The 23759-nt window shown below is 69.4% G+C and carries 26 protein-coding genes and 2 pseudogenes; 11 read left to right on the forward strand and 17 right to left on the reverse strand.

What is annotated here, in order from left to right; translation table 11 throughout:
- Both DEW08_RS03195 and DEW08_RS03200 read right to left on the reverse strand, forming a co-directional pair.
- A complete protein-coding gene (locus DEW08_RS03195) occupies window positions 1-174 on the reverse strand; it encodes a DUF1328 domain-containing protein (RefSeq protein WP_109324416.1) in 174 nt (57 codons plus the stop codon).
- A 154-nt stretch (window positions 175-328) separates the two neighbouring features.
- Window positions 329-973 (reverse strand): peptidoglycan-binding domain-containing protein, encoded by a 645-nt coding sequence (locus DEW08_RS03200; RefSeq protein WP_109324417.1) that lies wholly within the window; start codon window positions 971-973, stop codon window positions 329-331.
- Between the two features lie 343 nt (window positions 974-1316).
- On the opposite strand from DEW08_RS03200, the gene DEW08_RS03205 reads away from it, so the two are divergent.
- From DEW08_RS03205 to DEW08_RS03230, 7 genes and pseudogenes are all read left to right on the forward strand, one after another.
- Window positions 1317-1589 (forward strand): hypothetical protein, encoded by a 273-nt coding sequence (locus DEW08_RS03205; protein ID WP_109324418.1) that lies wholly within the window; start codon window positions 1317-1319, stop codon window positions 1587-1589.
- A 158-nt stretch (window positions 1590-1747) separates the two neighbouring features.
- Entirely contained in the window at window positions 1748-2230 is a 483-nt protein-coding gene (locus tag DEW08_RS03210) for a MaoC family dehydratase (protein ID WP_109324419.1), read from the forward strand.
- Window positions 2231-2355: 125 nt separating this feature from the next.
- A pseudogene (locus tag DEW08_RS33395) lies at window positions 2356-2466 on the forward strand (acyl-CoA thioesterase); the annotation flags it as partial.
- 83 nt (window positions 2467-2549) lie between these two features.
- On the forward strand, window positions 2550-2744 hold the full coding sequence (locus tag DEW08_RS31925) for an acyl-CoA thioesterase (RefSeq protein ID WP_245985893.1): 195 nt from the start codon (window positions 2550-2552) through the stop codon (window positions 2742-2744).
- Between the two features lie 159 nt (window positions 2745-2903).
- Window positions 2904-3503, forward strand: coding sequence for an NAD(P)H:quinone oxidoreductase (gene wrbA, locus DEW08_RS03220; RefSeq protein ID WP_109325252.1), 600 nt, complete (start codon window positions 2904-2906; stop codon window positions 3501-3503).
- Between the two features lie 143 nt (window positions 3504-3646).
- Complete coding sequence (locus tag DEW08_RS03225; protein WP_109324420.1) at window positions 3647-4270, forward strand: helix-turn-helix domain-containing protein; 624 nt, start codon at window positions 3647-3649, stop codon at window positions 4268-4270.
- Between the two features lie 11 nt (window positions 4271-4281).
- Window positions 4282-4815 carry a GNAT family N-acetyltransferase gene (locus DEW08_RS03230; protein ID WP_109324421.1) on the forward strand — a complete coding sequence of 178 codons (534 nt, stop codon included), beginning with the start codon at window positions 4282-4284 and terminating at the stop codon, window positions 4813-4815.
- 29 nt (window positions 4816-4844) lie between these two features.
- On the opposite strand, the gene DEW08_RS03235 is transcribed toward DEW08_RS03230, so the two are convergent.
- The 8 genes and pseudogenes from DEW08_RS03235 to DEW08_RS03265 form a co-directional block, all read right to left on the reverse strand.
- On the reverse strand, window positions 4845-7151 hold the full coding sequence (locus DEW08_RS03235) for a glucose/quinate/shikimate family membrane-bound PQQ-dependent dehydrogenase (protein ID WP_109324422.1): 2307 nt from the start codon (window positions 7149-7151) through the stop codon (window positions 4845-4847).
- Window positions 7152-7222: 71 nt separating this feature from the next.
- The gene (locus DEW08_RS03240) at window positions 7223-8032 is read right to left on the reverse strand and encodes a carbon-nitrogen hydrolase family protein (RefSeq protein ID WP_109324423.1); all 810 of its coding nucleotides are present in this window, start codon (window positions 8030-8032) and stop codon (window positions 7223-7225) included.
- On the reverse strand, window positions 8032-8154 hold the full coding sequence (locus DEW08_RS33680) for a hypothetical protein (RefSeq protein ID WP_425429080.1): 123 nt from the start codon (window positions 8152-8154) through the stop codon (window positions 8032-8034). The genes DEW08_RS03240 and DEW08_RS33680 overlap by 1 nt, the downstream gene beginning before the upstream one ends.
- An 83-nt stretch (window positions 8155-8237) precedes the next feature.
- A pseudogene (locus DEW08_RS03245) lies at window positions 8238-9089 on the reverse strand (arginase family protein); the annotation flags it as partial.
- A gap of 28 nt (window positions 9090-9117) precedes the next feature.
- The gene (locus DEW08_RS03250; RefSeq protein ID WP_109324424.1) at window positions 9118-9915 is read right to left on the reverse strand and encodes an ABC transporter permease; all 798 of its coding nucleotides are present in this window, start codon (window positions 9913-9915) and stop codon (window positions 9118-9120) included.
- Window positions 9915-10769, reverse strand: coding sequence for an ABC transporter permease (locus DEW08_RS03255; protein ID WP_109324425.1), 855 nt, complete (start codon window positions 10767-10769; stop codon window positions 9915-9917). Before DEW08_RS03255 ends, DEW08_RS03250 begins: the two co-directional genes overlap by 1 nt.
- Window positions 10766-11833: an ABC transporter ATP-binding protein gene (locus DEW08_RS03260; protein ID WP_109324426.1), complete on the reverse strand. Its 1068-nt coding sequence runs from the start codon at window positions 11831-11833 to the stop codon at window positions 10766-10768. The genes DEW08_RS03255 and DEW08_RS03260 overlap by 4 nt, the downstream gene beginning before the upstream one ends.
- 169 nt (window positions 11834-12002) lie before the next feature.
- Window positions 12003-13112 (reverse strand): ABC transporter substrate-binding protein, encoded by a 1110-nt coding sequence (locus DEW08_RS03265; RefSeq protein WP_109324433.1) that lies wholly within the window; start codon window positions 13110-13112, stop codon window positions 12003-12005.
- Window positions 13113-13314: 202 nt separating this feature from the next.
- Between DEW08_RS03265 and DEW08_RS03270 the strand changes: the two genes are divergently transcribed.
- The gene (locus DEW08_RS03270; RefSeq protein WP_109324441.1) at window positions 13315-14253 is read left to right on the forward strand and encodes a LysR family transcriptional regulator; all 939 of its coding nucleotides are present in this window, start codon (window positions 13315-13317) and stop codon (window positions 14251-14253) included.
- Window positions 14254-15090: 837 nt separating this feature from the next.
- Window positions 15091-15819, forward strand: a complete 729-nt coding sequence (locus DEW08_RS03275) for a LuxR C-terminal-related transcriptional regulator (RefSeq protein WP_245985896.1) — start codon at window positions 15091-15093, stop codon at window positions 15817-15819.
- 103 nt (window positions 15820-15922) lie between these two features.
- Here DEW08_RS03275 and DEW08_RS03280 read toward each other — a convergent pair whose 3' ends face one another.
- The 5 genes from DEW08_RS03280 to DEW08_RS03300 all read right to left on the reverse strand — a co-directional run bounded on the left by DEW08_RS03280 (window position 15923) and on the right by DEW08_RS03300 (window position 18332).
- On the reverse strand, window positions 15923-16798 hold the full coding sequence (locus DEW08_RS03280) for a manganese catalase family protein (RefSeq protein ID WP_109324442.1): 876 nt from the start codon (window positions 16796-16798) through the stop codon (window positions 15923-15925).
- A gap of 133 nt (window positions 16799-16931) precedes the next feature.
- The gene (gene rpoZ, locus DEW08_RS03285) at window positions 16932-17387 is read right to left on the reverse strand and encodes a DNA-directed RNA polymerase subunit omega (RefSeq protein ID WP_109324452.1); all 456 of its coding nucleotides are present in this window, start codon (window positions 17385-17387) and stop codon (window positions 16932-16934) included.
- Between the two features lie 27 nt (window positions 17388-17414).
- Window positions 17415-17654 carry a hypothetical protein gene (locus tag DEW08_RS03290; RefSeq protein WP_109324453.1) on the reverse strand — a complete coding sequence of 80 codons (240 nt, stop codon included), beginning with the start codon at window positions 17652-17654 and terminating at the stop codon, window positions 17415-17417.
- Between the two features lie 119 nt (window positions 17655-17773).
- Window positions 17774-17977 carry a hypothetical protein gene (locus DEW08_RS03295; RefSeq protein ID WP_109324454.1) on the reverse strand — a complete coding sequence of 68 codons (204 nt, stop codon included), beginning with the start codon at window positions 17975-17977 and terminating at the stop codon, window positions 17774-17776.
- Between the two features lie 142 nt (window positions 17978-18119).
- On the reverse strand, window positions 18120-18332 hold the full coding sequence (locus DEW08_RS03300; RefSeq protein ID WP_109324455.1) for a hypothetical protein: 213 nt from the start codon (window positions 18330-18332) through the stop codon (window positions 18120-18122).
- Between the two features lie 407 nt (window positions 18333-18739).
- On the opposite strand from DEW08_RS03300, the gene DEW08_RS03305 reads away from it, so the two are divergent.
- The gene (locus DEW08_RS03305) at window positions 18740-20881 is read left to right on the forward strand and encodes a putative bifunctional diguanylate cyclase/phosphodiesterase (RefSeq protein WP_245985899.1); all 2142 of its coding nucleotides are present in this window, start codon (window positions 18740-18742) and stop codon (window positions 20879-20881) included.
- 9 nt (window positions 20882-20890) lie between these two features.
- On the opposite strand, the gene DEW08_RS03310 is transcribed toward DEW08_RS03305, so the two are convergent.
- The gene (locus DEW08_RS03310; protein WP_109324468.1) at window positions 20891-22744 is read right to left on the reverse strand and encodes a potassium/proton antiporter; all 1854 of its coding nucleotides are present in this window, start codon (window positions 22742-22744) and stop codon (window positions 20891-20893) included.
- Window positions 22745-22896: 152 nt separating this feature from the next.
- A complete protein-coding gene (locus DEW08_RS03315; RefSeq protein WP_109324469.1) occupies window positions 22897-23382 on the reverse strand; it encodes an RT0821/Lpp0805 family surface protein in 486 nt (161 codons plus the stop codon).
- Between the two features lie 172 nt (window positions 23383-23554).
- On the opposite strand from DEW08_RS03315, the gene DEW08_RS03320 reads away from it, so the two are divergent.
- Window positions 23555-23734, forward strand: a complete 180-nt coding sequence (locus DEW08_RS03320) for a hypothetical protein (RefSeq protein WP_109325254.1) — start codon at window positions 23555-23557, stop codon at window positions 23732-23734.
- Window positions 23735-23759: the final 25 nt, after the last annotated feature.

Raw genomic sequence — 23759 nt, forward strand, 5'->3', positions numbered from 1 at the left:
TCAGAAGATCACCTGGCCGGCCATCAGGGCCAGCACCAGGAAGATCAGGAACAGGATCAGGGCGATGCCGAAGAGGATCTTCGCCACCCCCGCCGTCGCCGAGGAGATGCCGGTGAACCCGAAGGCGCCGGCGATCAGCGAGATCACGAAGAAGATTAGGGCCCATTTCAGCATCGTTCCCTCCTGCTGAGCTGTCGGTCGTCAGTCGTCGCAGGAGGGAACCCCCGGCCACGCTCGTGGTTCCCTCGGTCTTGCGGCCGGGGCCGGAAATCCGCAGGCCCCGGCGATCCCGTCACCGGGGCCCGCAGTGCCGGTCCTTCCGTAGGAGTTACTGCGGCTGGCTGTTCGTCTGGCCGGCGGTCCCGGTGGTCCCGGTGGTCCCCGTTTCGGGGTTGCCGGTCCCGCTGGCGCCCGACTGTCCGGCGGGAGCGGTTCCGCCGGTGGTGCGGCCGCCGTTGTCCTGGCCGCCGGTGCCGGTCTGATCGTTCAGATTCAGCGCGGACAGCGTTTCGGCGTTGATCTGGCCGGTGGCGCGCAGGTTGTTGTCGCGCTGGAACTGGCGCAGAGCGCGGCGGGTGTTCGGCCCCCAGATGCCGTCGACCGAGACGTCCCGGCCATCGGTCCGGTCGTTCAGCGCCTGCTGGATGGTCCGCACCCGTTCGGCGCTGAGCGGCGAGCGGTACTCCGATCCGCGCGCCGCCGTCTGCCGCGACGACCGGCCGGTGGTGGTGGACGAGCTGTTGTCGTTGCTCGTCATGTCCTGGGCCTTCTTCTCCAGCCCTTCATCCATGGTCGCGCCGGCCGCGGCGCCGCCGACGCCGCCGACCACCGCCCCGACCGGGCCGCCGACCAGGGCGCCGGCAGCCACTCCACCGGCGCCGCCGGTCGCGGTCCTCGTGGTATCCGTGCTTCCACATCCGCTGAGCGCGACCAGCGCGCCGGCTGCGGCAATCATCATCGGGAGCTTGCGCATCGCATCCGTCCGGTCCGTTGTGTCGACAAGGGGCATGTGCCCGATCAGCCCCGGCGCCGCCTCGGGCCATGTCCGGGCCGGGCGTGGCGGACCGCGTCGCGGTCTGCTGCCGGGCTGTCGCTCTAGACAATCTTTCGGGACGGTATTCGGTTCCCTTCCCCGCAGCGCCTCCATCAAAAAAGGCACCGTCGAACGAGCGCCGGTGCGCCGGCCGGTGCCGTACCGCGTCGGGTCTCGGGGCCGGGCGCGCGTGACGGGACCGGCGGAACCCGGTTGGTAGCGGAGGAGAGCCGCCGGCTCCCCAGTCCCGGCCGGCGGCCGGCAACCAACGAGGAACCGCCAGATGGCAGACCAGAACCGCGACGACGACCACATGAAGGGCACCATCGACGCTGCCAAGGATCTCGGCGCCGGCGACCTTCCCGGCGAGACCGACCGCAGCCGCGAGGAGGCCGAACGGACGCGCCGTGCCGCCCGCAGCATGGCAACCGGCAACGTGCCCCACGGCGGCGACGACCCGCAGCACCTCACCGGCGACACCCAGCACACCCCGATGCCGAGCGAAACCGGCGGCAAGGGCAATGTCGGCGACGTCTCGATGAAGCGCGACGGCTGACCCGCCGGCCGCGGAGGCCGCCGGCTGCCCTGGCCGGCCGTCCCCGCGGTCCGCGTCGCTCCCGTCGTGCCCCGCTGAAGATGCCCCGCTGAAGGCTTGCCGCCGGCCGTCCGGCGTGATCTGTTCGTTTGGAGACCAAACAACGAACGGGATCGCCGATGGCCGGACGCATGAGTGTGGCGGAGCTGGAGGGCCGGGTGGGGCGGGAGATCGGCCTGTCCGACTGGGTTCCGGTGGACCAGCCGCGGATCGACGCCTTCGCCGAGGTGACGGAGGATCATCAGTTCATCCATGTCGACCCGGAGCGGGCGCGCCGCGAGGGTCCCTTCGGCGGCACCATCGCCCACGGCTTCCTCGTTCTCTCCCTGCTGGCTCCGATGACCTATCAGGTCGTGGCGGAGCTCGACGGGCTGGCGATGTCCGTCAATTACGGCTTCGACCGGCTGCGCTTCCTCGCCCCGGTCAGGGCCGGCTCCCGCATCCGCGGGCGCTTCGTCCTGGCGGAACTGTCCCGCCGGACCGACCGCGAGAGGATCGCCCGATTCGCCGTGACGGTGGAGGTGGAGGGAGGCGACAAGCCGGCGCTTCTCGCCGACTGGCTGGTTCTGCTCGTGCTCGATCCGCAGACTGCCGGGGCCTGACCGCCGGCCATCGACGCAGGTCGTCCGACGCAGAAAGGCGAAGAAAAAGGGAGGGGAGCGCCATGGATCGCAAGACAGAGAGCCGTGCCGACTATCGCCATTTCCGAACCATCCCGACACGCTGGATGGACAACGACGTCTATGGCCACGTCAACAATGTCGTCTACTACAGCTATTTCGACACGGTGGTGAACCAGTACCTGATCGAGGCGGGGGCGCTGGTCATCGACTCGAGCCCGGTGATCGGACTGGTCGTCGAGACCGCCTGCAACTACTTCGCGCCGATCACCTTCCCGACCGGGTGGAGGCCGGGCTGCGCGTGGCGAGGCTCGGCACCAGCAGCGTCCGCTACGAGATCGGGCTGTTCCGCAACGACGATCCGGCGCCGGCCGCCTGCGGCCACTTCATCCACGTCTATGTCGACCGCGGGACGCGGCGCCCGACGCCGCTGCCCGATGCGCTGCGCGCGGCGCTCGAACCGCTGGTGGCGGCGGGGACGCCGGACGCCCGGTAGCGGCCCGATCCTGCGGCCGGGAGGGATGGCGCCGCGCGGCGGACTGTTCGAAAACGTCGAACAGTACGTCCCGGATTATCCGCCTTCTGCCCGGTCGTCCGGCAGGCCACACTCGCTGCCGAGACCAACAACGGCATGTCCAATCCCAGGGAGCTCTTCATGGCCAAGGTTCTGGTTCTCTACTACTCGTCCTACGGCCACATCGAGACGATGGCCCATGCCATCGCCGAGGGTGCGCGCAGCGCCGGTGCCGAGGTGGACGTCAAGCGGGTGCCGGAGACGGTGCCCGAGGCGATCGCCCGGAATGCCCACTTCAAGCTGGACCAGAGCGCGCCGGTCGCCACGGTGGCCGAGCTGGAGCAGTATGACGCCATCGTCGTCGGCACCGGCACGCGCTTCGGCCGCATGTCCTCGCAGATGGCCGCCTTCCTCGACCAGGCCGGCGGGCTGTGGGCGCGCGGCGCGCTCAACGGCAAGGTCGGCGCCGCCTTCACCTCCAGCGCCTCGCAGCATGGCGGCAACGAGACCACGCTGTTCTCCATCATTACCAACCTGCTGCATTTCGGCATGGTCATCGTCGGGCTGCCCTACAGCCACCAGGGCCAGTTGACGATGAGCGAGATCGTCGGCGGCGCTCCCTACGGCGCCACCACCGTCGCGGCCGGCGACGGCTCCCGCCAGCCTTCCGAGATCGAGCTCGCCGGCGCCCGCCACCAGGGCGAGATCGTCGCCCGCACCGCCGCCAAGCTGTTCGGCTGATCCGCAGACCTTTCATTCCCCGTGTGCCAGGACGGCTGCCGTTCCCGACAGGAGCGGCAGCCGTTCGCGTTTGACGGTCCGGCTCCAGGGCCGGCGATCCTCATCCTGTTGACTCCAGGATATTGGATCTTCATTCTATCATCATGGAACAGACGGAATCGGATATCGATGCCCGGCTCGCGGCGCGGCTGCGGGCATTGCGGGCTGAACAAGGGCTGACGCTCGACGGGCTGGCCGAGCGGGCGGGCGTCAGCCGCTCCATGATCTCGCTGGTCGAGCGGGGGCGGAGCAGCCCGACCGCCGCGGTGCTGGACCGGCTCGCCGCCGGGCTCGGCGTCAGCGTCGCCTCGCTGTTCGACGGGATCGGGGCGGAGCAGGCCTCGCCGCTGTCGCGGCGGGCCGATCAGCGCGAATGGCAGGATCCCGCTACCGGCTATGTCCGGCGCAACCTGACGCCGCCCGGCATCGCCGCGCCCGTCACGCTCGTCGAGGTGACGATGCCCGCGGGCGCCCGCGTCACCTACGACACCGGCCCGCGCGCCGCCGTCATCCACCAGCAGCTCTATGTGCTGGAGGGCGAGATCGCCTTCACCGTGGACGGCGGGACCGTCCATCTGCGGGCCGGGGACTGCCTCGCCTCGCAGATCGACGGCCCCAGCGGCTTCCACAATCCGGCCGACCGGCCCGCCCGCTATCTCGTCGCCGTCGCCACCGGACCGGCACGCAGCGGGGCCGGGACCGCCAAGCCCGGCATCGCCAAAGGTTGAGGAGCGAGACCGTGAGCGACCTTGCCTATTCCATCCGCCGCCTCTCACCGGGCGAAGCGGTGACGCACATCCCCGCCCTGACCGGCATCCTGCTGGACTGCGTGGAGGGTGGAGCCTCCGTCAGCTTCATGGCTCCCCTCGATCCGGCGCGGGCGGAAGCCTTCTGGCGGCAGATCGCGACGGACGTCGCCCGCGGCGACCGCCTGCTGCTGGTCGCTGCGGAAGAGGCGACGGGCGAGCTTCTGGGCACGGTCCAGGTCGTCCTCGCCCAGACGGACAACCAGCCCCATCGCGGCGACCTCTGCAAGATGCTGGTCCATCGCCGCGCCCGCCGCCGCGGCGTCGGCGAGGCGTTGATGCGCGCGGTGGAGGAGGAGGCGCGGGCGGCGGGCAAGACCCTGCTGGTGCTCGACACCTCGACGCCGGAGGCCGAGCGGCTCTACGAGCGGGCGGGCTGGGTGCGGGTGGGTTTCATCCCCGACTACGCCCTGATGCCCGACGGCCGCCCCTGCGGCACGACCTACTTCTACAAGCGGATCGGCTGAGGGGCGGCGCCTTCGGTCCGGGGCTCCGGCTACTGCTTCGGCAGGGCGTAGGCGATGACGTGGTCGCCGGGCGTCGTGCCGATGGAGCCGTGGCCGCCGGCGACATGGACGACGAACTGGCGGCCGTCGGCCATGTAGCTCATCGGCGTCGCCTGGCCGCCGGCCGGCAGCCGGTGCTCCCAGAGCTGCCGGCCGGTGGTCAGGTCGTAGGCGCGCAGGTAGTTGTCGATCGACGCGCCCAGGAAGGCGACGCCTCCCGCCGTGATCATCGGTCCGCCGATGCCCGGCACGCCGAGCCGGATCGGCGGCAGCGGCACCGGGCCGGCATCCTGCACGGTGCCGTTCCTGTGCTTCCAGGCGATCTGGCCGGTGCGCAGATCGACCCCGGCGACATAGCCCCAGGGCGGCGCCTGGCAGGGCAGGCCCAGCGGCGAGGTGAAGGGCTGCATCCGCACCGCATAGGGACCGCCGACATTCATGTTCAGACCGGCCTCGCCGGTGTTGACCTTCTGGCCCGGCCCGACTTGGTCGCCGGGGATGAGCTGCGAGGTGAAGGCGAGGTATGTCGGCATGCCGAACATCACCTGCCGCACCGGATCGACCGCGACGGAGCCCCAGTTGAACACGCCGAAATTGCCGGGATAGACCAGCGTCCCCTGCAGCGACGGCGGGGTGTAGCGTCCCTCGTAGCGGAGCGAGTGGAAGCGGATCCGGCAGGCGAGCTGGTCGAACAGGGTGACGCCCCACATGTTCGATTCCTTCAGCGGCTCCGGCATGAAGGTCAGGCCCGACACCGGCTGCGTCGGCGAGGAGAAATCCTCGGGGATGGTGCCGCCGGGGGCGGGGACCTCCCTGATCGGGAAGATCGGCTCGCCGGTGCGGCGGTCCAGCACATAGATGTCGCCCTGCTTGGTCGGCCCGACCAGCGCCGGCACCCGGCCGCCGGGCGTATCGAGGTCGAGCAGGACAGGCTGGGCCGGCACATCCATGTCCCACAGGTCGTGATGCACCGTCTGGCGGACCCAGCGGAGCTGCCCGGTCGCCAGATCCAGCGCCACGATGGAGGAGGAGAAGCGTTCCACCTCGGGGCTGCGGCCCATGCCGAGCTGGTCGGGCGTCCGGTTGCCCAGTGGCACATAGACCAGCCCCAGCGTCTCGTCGGCGCTCATCACAGACCAGCTGTTGGGGGAGTTGGCGGTGTAGGTCTCGTCGGGGCCGAGCGGGGTGGTGCGGTCGGGATTGCCGGAATCCCAGTTCCACACCAGGGCGCCGCTGCCGGCGTCATAGGCGCGGATGACGCCCGACGGCTCCTGCATCGCATAGTTGTCGTTGACCGATCCGCCGATGACGACCAGCCCCCGCGCCACCACGGGCGGCGAGGTGGAATAGTAGAAGCCGCTCTTCCTGTTCGGCATGTTGGCCCACAGGTCCACCGTGCCCTCGCGGCCGAAGCCGGGGCAGGGCGTGCCGGTCAGCGCGTCGAGCGCGATCAGCCGGGCGTCGGCGGTCGGCAGGAAGATGCGGGCGGCACAGCTCTGCCCGCTCCGCGCGGGATCGGCATGGTAGGAGACGCCGCGGCAGGTCTGATGCTGCCGGTTGTCGTCCAGCGGGATCTTCGGGTCGAAGCGCCAGCGCTCCTGCCCGGTCGCGGCGTCCAGCGCGATGGCGATGTGGTGCGGCGTGCAGAGATAGAGCAGGTCCCCCACCTTCAGCGGCGTCACTTGGTAGGTCGTCTCCGACACGTCCTCCGGCCGCTTCATGTCGCCGGTGCGGTAGGTCCAGGCCACCTGCAGCTTGCCGACGGTCTGCGGCGTGATCTGGGCCAGCGGCGAATAGCGCTGGCCGTAGGGACTGCGGCCGTAATCGTGCCACTCGCCCGCCGGTACGCCGCCGGTGTCGGCATCGGGGGTGACGGCGCCGGCGGTCAACCGCCCCTCCAGGTCGTGGGGATCGCGCAGCATCGATGCGCCGGCCACCGCCAGCGCGGCGATCACCGCGATCCACAGCGCCGCCCGGCCGATCCACCAGCCCGGCGTCCGCCCGGTCGCCCAGGGGGTGAGCAGCCACAGCCCGAGAAGCACCACCAGCCCGCCGCGGGTGCCGAGCTGCCACCAGTCGAGCCCGACCTCCGACAGCGCCCAGCCCAGCGTCCCGGCGATCAGCAGGGCGTAGAGCAGCCGTGCCGCCGGGCTGCGCCGCAGCACCAGAAGCGACGTCGCGAGAAAGGCGATGCCGGCCAGCAGATAATACCAGCTTCCGCCCAGCGAGATCAGCCAGCCACCCCCGAATCCGAGGGCGAGCCCGATGACGAGGAAGAGAATGAAGGTGATTGCCATAGCCCCGGCTCCCTGGTTCGGGACAGGAACACGGGGATCCGGCAACCGTTCCGTTCCAGCCGACGCAACGCTCAGCCTTCGGTCCGGGGTGTGGCATTATTACGGTAGAGCTCCGGCCGCCGGTCGTCCAGATGCGTTCCCGCCGCCCGCAAGGCCGCCAGCCGGGCCGGATCCAGTTCCGCGACCAGCAGCTCCTCCGACTGCCCGGCCCGCGCCAGGACCGATCCGTCCGGCCCGGCGACCGTGCTGAGCCCGCAATAGGTCAGCCGTCCTTCCCGGCCGCAGCGGTTGGCATAGGCGACGTACAGGCCGTTCTCGAAGGCGCGGGCGGGCACGATGGTCTCGGCGACGATGCGGTAGGGGTCCATCAGCGCGGTCGGCACCAGCACCGCGTCCGCCCCGGCCAGCGCGTGGCGGCGCACCAGCTCCGGGAACTCGACGTCGTAGCAGATCAGCACGCCGCAGCGCAGCCCGCCGACCTCCGCCAGCGCAAAGGCGTCGGGCCCCGCCGCAAAGCAGGACCGGTCGAGTTCGCCATAGAGATGCGTCTTGCGCTGGTTCAGCAGGGGCCGCCCGTCCGGCCCGATCAGTTGCGCGGCATTGTACACCGCCCCGTCCGCCCCCCGCTCCGGATAGCCGTAGAGGATGGCGATGCCGCTGGCCCGGGCGGTCTCCGCGAGGCGGGCGGCGCTCGGCCCGTCCGCCGGCTCGGCCCCGGCCCGCACCGCGTCGGGACCGATGTCGTAGCCGGTCAGCACCATCTCCGGGCAGATCAGCAGCGCCCCGCCGCCGGCCGCAGCCTCCGCCGCCGCCCGCCCGATGCGGTCGAGCGTGCCGGCCTTGCCGTCGCCGCCCCCGGTCTGGAACAGCGCGATCCGCATCAGGCCGCCCCGCCGCGCCGCGCCTCCAGCGCCCTGACGGCGAGGCACAGGATCTCGAACAGCATCTGGCCGGCGGCATGGGCGGTGTTGGTGGTGGCGTCGTACTGCGGCGCCACCTCCACCACGTCGCCGCCGATGACGTCGATCCATTGAGGCCGCGCAGGATCTGCAGCGCCTCCCGCGTCGTCAGCCCGCCGATCTCCGGCGTCCCGGTCCCCGGCGCGAAGACCGGGTCCAGGCAGTCCACGTCGAAGGAGACATAGACCGGCCCGTCGCCCACCACCCGGCGCGCCGTCTCGATCACCGCCGCGATGCCCATCTGCGGGATTTCCTCGGCATGGATCACCGTCATGCCGCTGTCGTAGGAGAACTCCCACAGATATTCGGCGCTGCCGCGGATGCCGATCTGCACCGTGCGCTCGGGATCGAGCACGCCGTCCAGCACCGCCTGACGGAACGGCCCGCCGTGATGGAACTTCGAGCCCTCATAGGCGCCGCCGGTGTCGCAATGGGCGTCGAAATGGACCATGCCGACCGGCCGCCCCCGCCCCAGCGCCTTCAGGATCGAATAGCTGATGGAATGGTCGCCGCCGACCGACAGCGGCACCACGCCGGCATCCATCACCTTGTGGTAGAAGGCCTGGATGTCGGCATGGCACTGCTCCAGGCTGAAGCGGCTGCCCAGCGGCACGTCGCCGACGTCGGCCAGCTTGCAGGCGGCGGCCGGCACCATGCGCAGGGCGTGCTCGTAGGGGCCGATGCGCTCCATCGTGCGCACCGCCCGCGGCCCGAAGCGCGAGCCCGCCCGGTTGGTGACGCCGAGGTCCATCGGCACGCCGATCAGCGCGATGTCCAGCCCGGCGAAATCGGGGCTGTCCGCCGCGTCCGGCAGATAGGGCGCGTCCAGCAGGGTGGAGACGCCGGCGAAGGGCTGGAAGCGCTTGCCCCCGCTGAACTGCAGGGTCGCCACCCGGCGGAACTCCGGGTCGTGGAAGTCGTCGCCGCCGGAGCCGCTGTATTTCGCACGCAGACGGTCGAGGTTCTGGGGATCGGTCATTGCGGGTCTCGTCAGGAAAATCCGGGGATCAGTCGTGCTTGGCCCAGGCGCCGAGCAGCCGGGGCAGGTCGCCGAACCGCGCGATCAGGCCGAACACCAGCGCGGTCAGGGCGACGAAGAGGACGGTCACGGCCGCCATGGTCGGCGTGTAGCCGTAGCGCAGCGCGTTGAAGATCTTGATGGGCAGCGTCTCCAGCGTGAAGCCCACCACCATGTAGGCGACGATGTACTCGTTCAGCGACAGCACGAAGGCGAAGGCGAAGCCGGAGATCACGTAGGGCCGCACCAGCGGCATCACCACCGTGCGCAGCACCGTCCGGTCGTCCGCCCCCATGGTCGCCGCCGCCTCGACATAGGAGCGGTCGACCGCTCCGAATCCCAGCGACAGCGTCACCAGCGGCAGCGTCACGAAGAAGATCGCGTGGCTGACCACCACCGTCCAGGGAGCGCCATATTCGCCGACCGCCGCCCAGAAGCTGAGGAAGCCCAGCGCGGTGATGACCGGCGGCAGGATGAAGGGCGTCATGCCCAGCACCTCGAAGGCGCGGGCCCAGGGCGCCTTCCAGCGCCACAGGAACCAGGCCAGCGGAAAGGCGATCAGCACCGCCAGCGCCGCCGACAGGGTGGCGACCACCAGGCTGGCGACCAGCGCGTCCCGCCAGCCGGGATCGGTGAAGACCTCGGCGTACCAGGACAGCGAGAAGCCCTTGGGCGGGAAGTCCAGCGACTTCCTGGCGTTGACCGACACGCCGGCCACCACCATCAGCGGGGCGGCCAGCACCAGCGCGATCAGGCTGGCCGCCAGGGTGTTGAGACGTCGCAGCATCACGCCCCCTCCTCCCGTCGTCCGGCCATCAGGGCGAGCCCGACCAGCGCCAGGCTGACCAGCACCAGGAACACCGCCATGGCCGCGGCGAAGGGCATGTTGGACTGGTAGATCGCCTGGTCGGTGATCAGCACCGACAGGGTCCAGTGCTGCGGCTTGCCCAGCAGTTGCGGCAGCAGGTAGGAGCCGAGCGCGAAGACGAAGACCATGATCGTCGTGGCGACGATGGTGTTGCGCAGCCCCGGCACCAGCACCGTGAAGAAGGCCCGCAGCGGCGAGGCGCCGAGCGTGCGCGCCGCCTCCACCAGATAGGGGTCGAAGCGGGCGAGCGCCGGGTACAGCACCAGCACCGTGTAGGGGAAGGCCTGATAGACCAGCCCGGCCAGCAGCCCGCCGAAGCTCGGGCTCAGCGACTGCGGCGCCTCCATCAGGCCCAGCGCCACCAGCAGGTTGGTGATGCCGGCGGTCCGCGACAGCAGCGTCGACCAGGCGAAGCCGATGATGACCTCCGACAGCGACAGGATCGACAGAAGGAAGACCAGCCAGCGGATCTGCCCCGCCCGCGGCAGCCGCACCAGGCGGTGGGTGAAGGGAAAGGCGATCCCGACCGACACCACCGCCACCAGCGCCGCCAGCCCCAGCGAGAAGGACAGCACCCCGCCGAAGAAGGCGGTCAGGAACCGCTCGTAATTGGCGAAGACGAGGTCCGGCTCGTAGAAGCCGCCGGGAACCCGCCGGAAGACGCTGACGGCGATCATCAGGCTGAAGGGGATGACGAAGAAGACGACCAGCATCAGCGCCGGGAACAGGATCGGCGAATGCTCGGCCAGCGTGCGCGGCGCCCGGCGGATCATGGCGCATGCTCCACGGGCGGCGCCGGGGGCAGCACGATGCAGGACTCCCGCGGGAATTCCACCGTCAGCCGGCCGCCGGGCTGGACCGGCGGGCGGTCCTGCGGGCGGGACAGCGCGACGATCTCCCTGCCGGCCACGTCGATGCGGAACTCGACGCTGGCGCCGAGGTCGCGCATGAAGGCGAGCGTGCCGCTCAGCCGGTTCGGTCCCTCCTGCCCGGCGGGGTGGACCAGCACCTCCTCCGGACGGACCGACAGCAGCACCCGGCCCGACGGCGGCAGGCCGGGCAGGGCCAGCGTGCCGCCGGGAACCGCGACCGTGCCGGGGCCGGCGATCTCGCCGTCCAGCAGGTTGGTCATGCCGATGAAGTCGGCGACGAAGGCGTCGGCGGGCTGGCGGTAGACCTCCATCGGCGGGGCGGCCTGATGGATGCGGCCCTGCGACATCACCACCACGAGGTCGGCCATGGTCATCGCCTCCCTCTGGTCGTGGGTGACGACGATGGTGGTGATGCCGAGACGCTGCTGAAGCTGCTTCAGCTCGATCTGCATGGCCTCGCGCAGCTTGGCGTCCAGCGCCGACAGCGGCTCGTCCAGCAGGAACAGCTTGGGCGACAGGGCCAGCGCGCGGGCGATGGCGACGCGCTGCCGCTGGCCGCCGGACAGCTTGGACACCGGCCGGTCGGCCGCTCCGGGGAGCCGCACCAGCTCCAGCAGCTCCTCCGCCCGGCGCTTCTGTTCGGCACGGGGGGCGCCGCGGATGCGCAGGGGATAGGCGATGTTCTCCCCCGCCGTCAGGTGCGGGAACAGGGCGAGCGACTGGAACACCATCCCGAACTCCCGCGTGTGGGCGGGGGCGTCGGTGATGTCGCGGTCGTCGATGATCAGCCGGCCGCCGGAGGGATCCTCCAGCCCGGCGATCATCCGCAGCAGCGTGGTCTTGCCGCAGCCGGACGGCCCCAGCAGGCAGACGAACTGCCCGTGCGGGATGCGCAGGGACGCGCCGTGGACCGCGACGAAGGAGCCGTAGCGCTTGGTGAGGCCATCGAGGACGAGGGCGGACATGGGCGGGCCTCATTCCGGAGAGAGGGGGGCCTGGAGGGGATCGGACCGGTGACGGTCGGCAGGCGTCCCGGTCGTCCCGTCGGGGCAACGGACCGGAGCGCGGAGGGCGCGCCTTCGACTGCGCGGCCCATCGCGCCGATCCGGTCCCCGGGGGGCGGGGGACCCGCCGTCACCCCACGATCATTTCCGTCCACTTCTGGTTCAGCCAGTCCGACTTCGCCTGATAGAGGTCGTAGCGCGGCAGGATCGGCGGAATGTCGGAGGACACGGCGGCGAACTCCTGGTCCGTCAGGTCGGTCGCCTTGCGGTCGATGGTCGGCGCGGTGCCGACCTTGCGCGACAGCAGCGCCTGGATCTGCGGCTGGCACATGTAGTCGACGAAGACATGCGCCAGATCCGCCGCCTTGGACGCGCGGGAGACCGCCCAGCTTCCGGAATCGAGGATGCCCCCCTCCTTCGGGAAGGTGGAGCGCACCGGATGGCCGTCCGCGGCGGCGAGGCCGGTGACGTCGTGATAGTACTGGCCCATCGGGATCTCGCCCGACTTCAGCGCCGCCTCGAACTGCGCTTCGTCGCGGTACCACAGCTTCACGTTGGCCTTCAGCTCGGCCAGCTTCCTGAAGCAGGCAAGCTGCCCGTCCTCGCTGTCGAGCTGCCTGGTGCCGCCGAAGAAGGTGGTGGCCGCGACCTCCAGCAGGAAGGAGTTGCTGACCAGCGCCAGCAGGCCCAGCTTGTCCTTGTTGGCCGGATCCCACAGCGCCGACCAGCTCGTCGGGGCGGTGGGATAGCTCTTGGTGTTGGTCACCAGCGTGATGTACCAGGACACCGCGCCGACGCCGCTGACCCGGCCATCGGGGTACTTGTTGATCAGGTGCGGCAGGACCTTGGCGGAGTTCGGCAGCTTGCCGAGGTCGAAGGGCGCCCAAAGCTCCGCCGCCATGCCCTTCAGCATGGCGACCTGCGACATCATCGAGACGTCGGCCGGCGCCTGCCGGGCCCGCGCCGCCTGTTCGAGCTGGACCAGCCAGGCTTCGCCCGTCGGTTCCGCCACTGACTCCACCGCGATGCCCGTCGCCTTGGTGAAGTCCGGGAAAATGTGCTTGTCGAAGGACTCCTTGAAGTAGCCGCCATAGACCCCAACCTTCAGCGACTTGGTCTGGGCGCGGACGATGCCGGGAAAGCCGATGGCCGCGGCGGTGGCGATGGTGCCGGCACCGGCCAGGATGGCGCGGCGCCCGATGGATGCGTGAAGTCCCTGTTTACCCGTCGTCTCGTTCATGGACGTAGCCTTTCCTTGCGGACGAACGTTGGTGTGGGCCGGGCACCGGTTCGCGGTTGCCGGCCGTGGGTACACATCATTAGACGGAGCATCCGCCTGCCCAAAAATCACGAAGTTTTGTATCTTACTTCGACATGCGTCAAAGTAAGCGGGGCCGAATGACCCGAACCGGCTGCCACGAACGGGTGGGAGGGGGATCGCCATGGCGATGATGCAGTTGGAGGCGGTTGATCTCCGCCTGTTGCGCATGTTCATGACCATCGTGGAGGCTGGCGGATTCACTGCGGCGCAGGGCGAACTGAATCTCTCGCTCTCCACCATCTCCACCCATTTCTCCGACCTGGAGGCCCGGCTCGGCGTGCGGCTCTGCCGGCGCGGCCGGTCGGGATTCCAGCTCACCGCCGAGGGGCAGTCGGTCTACGAGGAGCTGCGGCGCGTCTTCGACACGCTCGACCGTTTCCAGGCGCGGGTGCGGGGCCTGCGCGACCGGCTGACCGGGACGCTGACCATCGGGCTGGTCGACAACACCCTGACCGACCCCAAGGCCCGGCTGGAGCGCGTCTTCGCCCGCTTCTCGGAGGAAGCGCCGGAGGTCTCGCTGTCGATCAACGTGCGCCCGCCGAACGAGCTGCTGCGCGACGTGATCGGCGGCCAGCTCCAGGTCGCCATCTCCAGTTTTCCGCGCATCATCCCCAGCCTGTCCTACCAGGACCTCTACCAGGAAACGAACCACTTCTATTGCGGCGAGGGGCATCCGCTCTTCACCGCCTCCGAGGAGGCCATCGACCTGGACGAGGTGCGGCGCTACCGCCTCGTCTCCCGCGCCTACTGGGGGTATCGCGACCTGAAGATCTTCGCCATCACGACGCCCAAGGCGACGGTCTCCGACATCGAGGGGGCGGCGCGGCTGATCCTCTCCGGCACCTATCTCGGCTATCTGCCCGACCATTTCGCCGCCGGCTATGTGAAGCAGGGCCGGCTGCGGGTGCTGCTGCCCAAACAGCTGTCCTATCAGGCGCCGTTCCAGGTGGCGTACGACGCCAACCGGGCGCGCAGCCCGGTGGTGGAGCTCTTCATCGCCATCGTGAAGGAGGAGCTGGGCAGCGGCGGCCCGCGCGGGTCCGTCAGCCTGCCGCCCTGACCGTCCCCTTGTCCGGGGCGGGGCCTCGCGCCCTTTGTCGGGCGCCGCGGATTTTGCGGCTTCTGTTGTCCCCATCCGGCCGTGCCGCTACTCTGCCCGCGTCACCACCCGAATCATGGTTCCCCGCCTGGCGACCGGCCATCGCCCGGCGTCCGCCATCGCCCGGCGTCCGCCATTGTGCAGGCCCCGCACAACGTACGTACAAGAAAGGAAAGCCTAATCCACTGATTTCAAATCAGGAAATGGCGATATCGCAATTGTGCGGCGGAAAAACACCGCACAACCCGCCCGACACGGCCCAGATCGCGTGCAGCCCGACCGCTTTCCTGCCGACATACGGCTTCCGTATCCGGTGACGCCTTCTTCATCCGGCCGTTGTTGGTGCAGGTCTGTGGCGGTCGGCCGGTGTCCGGCCCGTGCCGGGAACCGCCGGGCCTGTAGGCGGCAGCCGCGATACTCCCCCCTCATCGCGGCTGCCGTCATTCCCCGCCCGGCTCCACCCCGTCCCCGCCCGGCGGGACCGCAGGTCCGACCCGATCCCGAAGGAACCGAATCAGTGCTGATCCCGTCCGAATTTTTCCGGCTATGGCTGGAAAGATCGGAACGATCTTGTTTCCGGATCTGTAATGTCTAAAGGCATGATGCGAAGTCATTGCTTCGCTTATGACAGAGCTTTCATGCGTACTCCGATCGTTTGTCTTAAGCCATAGGGTGCCTCACGTTGTGGTGCCGCGCCAAGCCAGCTTGGGAATCAGGTGTATGTCCGTGATTTATTTCGCGTGCATCGCAAAGGCGCCTCAGGAAACGGACCCGCCAGCCACAGGAAGGAGGCTCTGAATGACCCACCATGGCCGCTATTCGATCGGTCCAGGACGTGCCGGGGCCGTCTTCGGGGAAATGGAGGCCGCAACGGTCGCTCCGCGGTTTCTCGTGGTCGACGACCACGCACTGATCCGGCACGGGCTCGCCCTTGCCCTCAGGATGCGGTTTCCCGCCGCCACCGTCTTCGAAGCCGGATCGCTGGCCGAGGCATCCCGCCGCGTGCGGTCGGTCGGCAACCTCTCGGCGGTCCTCTACGACCTCCAGATGGGCGACACGGACGGCCTGCCGGGGGTGGAGACGATGCTGCGGATGCTGGACGGCGTTCCGCTGATCGTCGTCTCCGCCTCTCCCGATACCCGGGTGATCGCATCCTGCATCCGGGCCGGCGCCCGCGGCTTCCTGCCCAAGGGCAGCAATCCGGAGGTTCTGGACCATGCGCTGCCGATCGTGCTCGGCGGCGGCATCTATGCTCCGCTGCCGCAGCCGGTGGCCGCGGTACCCGAACCGATCACCCTGACGCCCGGTGCGCCTGCCGGCGACAACCCGGTCGCCCAGCTCACCGAACGGCAGCGCGAGGTGCTGAAGCTGCTGCTGCAGGGCCAGTCGAACAAGGAGATCGCCCGCTCTCTGGGCGTGCTGGAGGGGACCATCAAGGTCCACCTGCGCAGCGTCATGCAGCGGCTCGGCGTGCGCAACCGCACCCAGCTCGCCCTGATGGCGGCCAGGGCCGGCATGCCGATCTGAGCCGCCCGACCGGAGCCGATCCGGCCGGAGAGGAGGGCCGGACGGGAGGGGGAGGGGAGGCGCCCGCCGGCGCTCCCCTGGTGTGTCGTCGACTGGTATGCCGTCAGGCCGAGGACGTGGCGTCCATCTGTTCCGTCTGCGCGCCGGAGCCCTGGCGGGCGGCTCCCAGCACGGGCGCGGCACCCAGCGGCTCCGCCTGCTTGGCGGAGAACTGGCCCTTGCCGTCGAGCGACGGACCCTGGGTGAAGCGGCCTTCCGGCGGCGGTTCGCCGTTGCGGTCGGTGCCGGCAAAGACGTAGCTGAACTCCCGGTTTTCCAGGGACTGGTCGAAGCTGTTGGGGATCGGCAACTGCGCGGCCGGGCCGCCCAGTTCCTCGATCACCGCCAGCCACTGCTGCTGGTGCATGGTGTCGCGGGCGATCAGGAAGCTCAGCATGTCCTTCATGCCGGGGTCGTGGGCGGCGTTGTAGAGGCGCACCGCCAGCGTCCGGCCGGTCGCCTCCGCCGTGATGTTGGCGAACATGTCGGCGGCGAGGTTGCCGCTGGCATAGACGTGCGAGCAGTCGAAGGGCGCGCCGTCGGCATTGCCGGGGAACGCGGCCAGCCCGGTGGAAAGCAGGTGCTTGTGCAGCATTCCTTCCACCATGTGGCGGGGCCGCTCGCCGCCCATCACCGCGTTGACCACCGGGTTGGCGGCCGCCGTGCTCTCCTGCAGCGACAGCGGAGCGTTCTCCAGGTTCAGGGCGACCGCGGTCGCCAGCATCTCGATATGGCCGATCTCCTCGGTGGCGGTGTGGAGCAGCATGTCGCGGTACTTGGTGTTCGGGCTGCGGTTGCCCCAGGCCTGGAAGAAATACTGAAGGCAGACGCGAAGCTCGCCCTCGACCCCGCCGATCGCCTGCTGTAGCTGGCGGGCGAACAGCGGGTCGGGTGTCTCGACCTTCACCGGATACTGTAGCCGCTTGTCGTGAAAATACATGCATCACCTGCCGCTAAAGGAAGGAAGCCTTCAGAACAGGCCTGCGTGTTGATAATTACTTGCAACGCCGTGGTATGTCGGGAGACCAGGAACGCTCATCGATCGGTGCGTGGCCGCTCCCGCCCTGGCGGAGCTAGGGGCCGACGTCGCCGTCGGCATCGCGGCCGACCACGTCGTCCTCGGTCATGCCGAAGGCCCGCTCCGGATCGCCGTCCATGTCCGACAGCAGGTCCTCGTCCTCGGCGATGCCCTCCTCGGCGTCGCTCATCGCGTCGTCGTCCTCGAGCGAGTTGTTGGAGACGGCGGCCCAGTCATGCTCTCCGGCCATCAGCTCCTTGATCTCCTCCTCCGGCTCGTCGGCCTCGACAGCCTTCTGATGGCCGCGGACCAGTGCCTCCTGGAGCTCGGGAATGGAGACGGCCCGTTCCGCGATCTCGCGCAGTGCGACCACGGGGTTCTTGTCGTCGTCGCGCTCGACGGCCAGCGGGCCGCCGGCCGACATCTGACGGGCGCGGCGGGCGGCCATGACCACGAGGTCGAAGCGGTTCGGGACCACGAGGACACAGTCCTCTACGGTGACGCGCGCCATGGGCGTCCTCCTTCGTCAGTTGGGGGCTCAGCGGTCTTCGGTCCCGGCCGGAGCGCCGGTGTCGGGCGGCTCCTCGCGGGCGAGGCTGGGGTTGATGGTCTCGCGCCGCTGGCGCGCCAGCTCCGGGTCCGGGCTCGGCGTCATGTCGGCCTGGCTGACCATTCCCGCGTCCTGGTGCAGAACCTCGCTCGGCGGCCGGACATCGGTCGCGGCGGTGCCGAGGCGGGGATCCGGCGAAGCGGGGGCGGCTTTGGTCGGGTCGGTCATGCTGTGGCTCCCTGTTCCGTCGACAGGCCGGATCAGGGAAAACAGCGCAAGCACCGTCACCGCTGCCCCGGCTTCCCCGGTTCATCCGCGGTATGCGGGAGGACGGGGGGCTGCCCGGGTCAGGAGCCCAGCAGGTCGTTGATCGCGTCGGCGCAGCGGTTGTGGGAATCGCACCGGCGGCAATCGACGGAGCCGTCGCAGCGGACGTTGCGGTACCGGTCGATGCTGTCCAGCAGCCGCTTCTTGCTGGCGTCGTCGATGACGTCGGCAAGGCGGACGGTCGTCATGGCGTCGGTGATCAGGTCGATGTGGTCCGGGCTCATCCCTTGCCCTCAGCCGCAGGGTCGCGGTGCCGCATACTCCCATAACTGCGTGGAGGGCTCAAACAACGTACGGAAACGAAATGCATGCAATTTGCGACAAACTGCTGGTGAATTTTTCCAGGTTGAAACGGCGCGCCGCCCCCTACTCTCGGCGGTCTTGTCCGGCTGGATGCGCCGCGGTCTGCGGACACTCGACGATCAACTCGGCGCCGTCCACCCGCAGATAGCTGTCGACCGCCACCCGCCGGCGCTGGATGTCGTCGTTCAACATGATCTGGGCATCGGCCAGGGTCAGCGGGCGGCCATCATAATAGGTGCGGCCGTCGGCGTGGCGGATCAGGCGGAAGGCGTTCATCTGGTTTCTCCCCCTCGTTCGCCTCGTACAACAGTGGGGAGCTCCGGTCTATTCCCGCGGATGCGGTGTGCGGGCGGCCTGTGACATCGGGGAAAGATGTGTCGAATTGAATTAAATCAATCCCGCACCGTATAAGGGGCGATACAGTGCCCGCCTTTTTCGGGGTCGCCTCCGCCCCTCCGGCCGCAAGCGGCGGGATGCGCGAAGACGATCCGCATCAAATGCATACGGATGAAGGCGCAGGGTGGCAGGGCGCAACCCCGGGCAACAAGCGGGATACAGGAATGCATCGTTTGCTCGCCTGGAAGGGTTGGAAATTGCGTAAGAGGCGGTGCTAATCTCATCTTGTTCCTCTTTCAACAGCCTATGGTCCCGGCGTCGGCCGGTTCGTCACAGTGAGAGAAGCCTTGCAAGAGCCACCGGCGGAAGACGCAGTCGAACGGGAGGAGAGCTCCGCCTCGGATCTGCCGCGGGCGCCGGAGTTCCTGGCGTCGCTTGCCGCAAGTTTCCTTGACCATGCCGACTTCGCCATCGCCTATCTCGACGCCGACTATGTCTGCCGCCATGCCGATCACCGCTTCGCGACGGCGCTGAACCGCCGGCCCGGGGAGTTGATCGGCCGCTGCCTGGTGACGCTGGAGCATGCGGTCGCCCGCGCCCTGGCGAAGGCGGTGGCCCATGTGGCGGAGAAGCGGACCGCCGCCCCGTTCGACTGCGTTCTCGACCTCGGCGAGGGGGAACGGCTGGTGCTGTCGGGCTGCGTGCTGCCGCATCACAGTTCGGACGGCCGCCTTGCCGGCTTCCTCGGCGCCTTCCAGCCGGTGGCGGATCCGGCCCGCATCGCCGATTTCGTCGTCCGCCGCGACCCCTTCGTCACCACGCTGCTGGACGCGGCGGTGGATGGCATCATCGTCTCGGACCGCACGGGCGTCATCCGCTCGATCAACCGGGCCTGCTGCACCATGTTCGGCTATGAAGAGGCCGAGCTGGTCGGGCAGAGCATGAATGTGCTGATGCCGTCGCCCTTCGCCCGCGACCACGACCGCTACATCGACTCCTACCTGTCCTCCGGACGGGCCAAGATCATCGGGATCGGGCGGGATACGCTGGCCCGGCGCAAGGACGGTTCCGTCTTCCCGGTCCATCTCAGCGTGGGCGAGGCCCGGCTGGGGAGCGAGGTGACCTTCGTCGGCATCATCCGCGACATCTCCGAGCGGCTGGCGGCGGAACAGCGCGCCTCCTACCTCGCCCGCCACGATCCGCTGACCGGAGTCCTCACCCGCACCGCCTTCCTGGAGGAGTGCGAGGCGCTGATGGCCGCCGCCGGCGCGCCGGGGGAGCCGAAGCCCTTCGCGCTCTACGCCCTCGACGTCGACCAGTTCAGCGACGTGAACGAGGCCTTCGGCTTCCATGTCGGCGATGCCGCGCTGAAGGCGCTGGTCACCCGCGTGACCGAGGTGATGCCCGAGGGCACCTACATGTGCCGCATCGCCGCCGACGAGTTCGCGGCGCTGGCACGGGTCGAGGGGGCGGAGCATGCCAAGGCGCTGGCCGATGTACTGCACGACCGGCTGACCGCGTCCATCTATGCCGACCGTCACTGGGTGCGGCTGCGGCTGTCCATAGGTGCGGCGGTGCAGGACGACGCGGTCCAGACGCTGGAGGACCTGAACGCGAAGGCGAAGCTGGCGCTCCAGGCGGTGCAGCACAACGGCGGCAACGGCGTGTGCTTCTATACGCCGGACATGGCCGCGGCGGCGACCCGCCGCATGATGCTGACGGTCCACCTGAACCACGCGATCGAGCGGGGCGAGTTGCGCCTCGTCTACCAGCCGATCGTCGACGGCGACAGCGGGCGTGTCGTGGCGGCGGAGGCCTTGCTGCGCTGGAACCACCACAGCCTGGGTATGGTCTCGCCGGCGGAGTTCATTCCGGTGGCCGAGGAAAGCGGCCTGATCGTCCCGATCACCGACTGGGTCATCGCCACCGTCATCGGCCAGATGGTCGAGTGGGACCGGGGGGGCGTCCTGCCGGACCGGGTGTTCATCAACATTTCCGGCCAGCAGTTCCTGCGCGGCAACCTGACCCGGCGGCTGGAGGAGCTTCTCGCCCCGCACCCCGAACTGAAGGAGCGTCTGGGGCTGGAGATCACCGAGCAGGCCGCGGTCCGCGATCTCAAGGTGGCGGTGCGGACGCTCGGCGACCTCGCCGGCATCGGCATCCAGGCGGCGATCGACGATTTCGGCTCCGGCTACTCCTCGCTGAGCTATGTCCAGCAGTTGCCGGTCGCCAAGCTGAAGATCGACCGCGCCTTCGTCATCGACGTGCCGGCCAATCCGAAGAGCAACGCACTGGTCCGTGCCGCCGTGGGCATGGCGCACGGCCTCGGGCTCTCCACCGTGGCGGAAGGGGTGGAGACGGAGGAGCAGCGCCGCTTCCTCGTCTCCGTCGGCTGCGACATGCTGCAGGGCTACCTGTTCGGCCGGCCGATGACGCCGGAGGCGCTGGCCGCGATGGTGCGCGGTCAGCAGGCGGAGGCGGGCGCCTGACGATCCGGCTCAGTCGGAGCCGGCGGCACCGTCCGGACGCCGCTTGCGCTCCTGCTGCCGGCGCTGCCAGCGGCGGAAGGACCGGCTGCCCCACCAGCCGCGCAGCCGTCCCCACAGCTCCTTGGGGCGGCTGAACAGGGCGACGCGCGGCTTTGCCACCGGGGTCGGCTCCAGCGCCAGGCCGATCGACTGGATCTCGCCGTCCTCGATGTCGCGGACGATCAGTTCGACACCGCCCATGCGCACCCGGTCGCCCAGTTCGCAGGCGCCGCCGAATTCCATCTGCAGCAGGTCGCGCAGGGTCCGCTGGGCGTTCGCCAGCGACAGCGGCAGGCCATACATCTCGGCGATCTGACCGACCGTCGCGTCGGGGTTCAGGACCAGGTCCCCGTAGAACTCCCGGTCGTTCTGGTCGAGCGGGCGGCTGCCCCCGAACAGCTTGTCGATCAGGACGAGCCGGCCGGGAGCGGCGAAGACGTAGACATGATCGCCCGGCTGCAGCGGCTTTGCCTTGTGCAGGGGAACGACGCGGCCCTCGCGGATCACCAGCGACGGGCGGGCCCAGCGGGGCAGGCGCTGCCCGCGGGCCGCCGGGCTCTGCGCATGAACGCGATAGGCCACCAGCTCCTGATCGGCCTCGCCCGGCAGTTCCAGCTCGACGCGGTCGACCGGACCGCGCCGCGGCGGGACGATCAGCCCGAGCCAGCGCGCCATCGGCCCGATCGTCCAGCCCTGCACCAGCAGCGAGGTGATCACCACCAGGAAGGCCGTGTTGAAGATCACCTGCCCGCCCGGCAGGTCGCCCAGCACCGGGACCAGGGCCAGCAGCAGGGACACGGCGCCCCGCAGCCCGACCCAGGCCATGAAGGTCGACTCGTTGGCCGAGAAGCGGAACGGCAGCAGGCAGAGCCAGACGGCCAGCGGCCGGGCCACCAGGATCAGCACCGCCGCGACGCCGAGCCCCGGCAGGAGGATGCGATCGAACTCCCGCGGGGTGGCGAGCAGGCCGAGCATCACGAACATGACGATCTGGCTGAGCCAGGTCAGGCCGGAATGGAACCGCCGCAGTTCCAGGGCGCCGCGGAGCTTGACGTTCCCGGCATAGAGCCCGGCGATATAGACGGCAAGATAGCCGCTGCCGCCGATGATGTTGGTCCCGGCGAACAGGAACAGCGCGAAGGCCAGCGTGACGACCGGGTTCAGGCCGGCCTCCAGCTTCGCCCCGTTGATGAAGGCGACCAGCAGCCAGCCGCCGGCGAGCCCCAGGATGCCGCCGCCGCCGATGGCGCGTACGAACTCCAGCGCCACGTCCCAGGGCGTGCCCCAGCCATGGACTGCCGCTTCCACCAGGATGATGGTCAGCATGATCGCCATCGGGTCGTTGGAGCCCGATTCGATTTCCAGCGTGGAGCGGACCCGGTCGCGCAACGTGATCCCGCCGGCCCGCAGCAGGAAGAACACCGCGGCCGCGTCGGTGGAGCTGACTGCGGCGCCGACCAGCAGGGACTCCACCCAGGGCAGGTCCAGCAGGTAATGGCTGGCGGCCCCGACGATACCGGTCGTGATGGCGACGCCGACCGTGGCGAGCGACATGGCCGGCCAGGCGGCGGCACGGTAGCTCGACAGCTTCGTGTCGAAGCCGCTTTCGAACAGGATGACGGCCAGCGCCATCGAGCCGATCAGGAAGGCGGAGTCCGCATCGTTGAAGCGGATTCCGCCGATGCCGTCCTCGCCCGCCAGAAGGCCGACCGCCAGAAAGATCAGCAGCAGCGGCGTTCCGACCCTGAGTGCCAGATAGCTGGTCAGGATGCTGGCGATCAGCAGGGAGGACCCGATCAGGATGATGTAGCTAGCCGCCTCCATACGCCTCGTTACTGGTGTTCGGGGGACCGCCAAGGGGCGGAGCGGGACGATCTTGGCGGTTTTGCATCGTCCCTGCAAGCCGCTCGGCCCAGGCTTAGATCGTCAGACCACGCCGCCCCACCATTTGTTGTGTGCCCTGGGATGTCCGCTGGTTACGACACCAGCCGCCACGTGCCGTCGTTCTGGCGGCAGGCGGTGCCGCGGGCGACCTGGCGCTCGCCACTGACCGTGATGGTATGGGTGTAGTCGCGGCAGGTCTGGCCCGACTGGCTCTCGTAGGTGCGGGTCGGCTGGATGACGCCGCTGTTGTTGCTCTGCGGATTGTTCCAGGTGATGGTCTGGTTGTTGGTGACCGCCTGTTCCTCCGCCGTCTCCGCGCGCTGGCGGTCGTCGCCGGTGAAGCGGCGGCCGAGTTCGCGGCCGGCATAGGCGCCGACCAGGGTGCCGACCGCGGTGGTGATCAGCTTGCCGGTGCCGCCGCCGAAGCGCGATCCGACGAGGCCGCCCGCCACGGCGCCGCCGAGCGTGCCGACGGTCTCGCCGGTGCTCATGTTGCTGGTCTGGCAGGCGCCGAGCGACAGCGACAGGACAAGCACCGCGCAGGCCGCCTTGCTGCGGCCGGTCTTCAGGATGGACATTGAAACCTCCCTTCGTCCTGGTCCCTTCGGTCAAGGTCCGCAGGGAAGAACCGCAAAGCTTGGCCGTTGGTTCCTGGGCCTGATCCGTCCGGATGACCACTCCGTCGAAGGGAAGCAAAAGCCCCCTTCGCGTGTTTAGGAGATGAGCGAACGCCTGAAGGAGGGTTTGACGATGTCTCGTTTGCGTCTGATCGGAGCCGTTTTTGCGCTTCTCTCGCTGGCCGCCTGCTCCACCGGCGGCGTGGTCGGCGGTGCGGCCGGCGCGGCCGGCGGCTACGCCGTCGACGGCAAGCGCGGTGCGGTCATCGGCGGTCTGGGCGGTGCCGCCCTCGGCCACGCGCTGGACAACTGAGCGGGAGACGCGGGGAGAGGCGGAC

The sequence above is a fragment of the Azospirillum thermophilum genome (genome assembly GCF_003130795.1).
Classification (GTDB): domain Bacteria; phylum Pseudomonadota; class Alphaproteobacteria; order Azospirillales; family Azospirillaceae; genus Azospirillum; species Azospirillum thermophilum.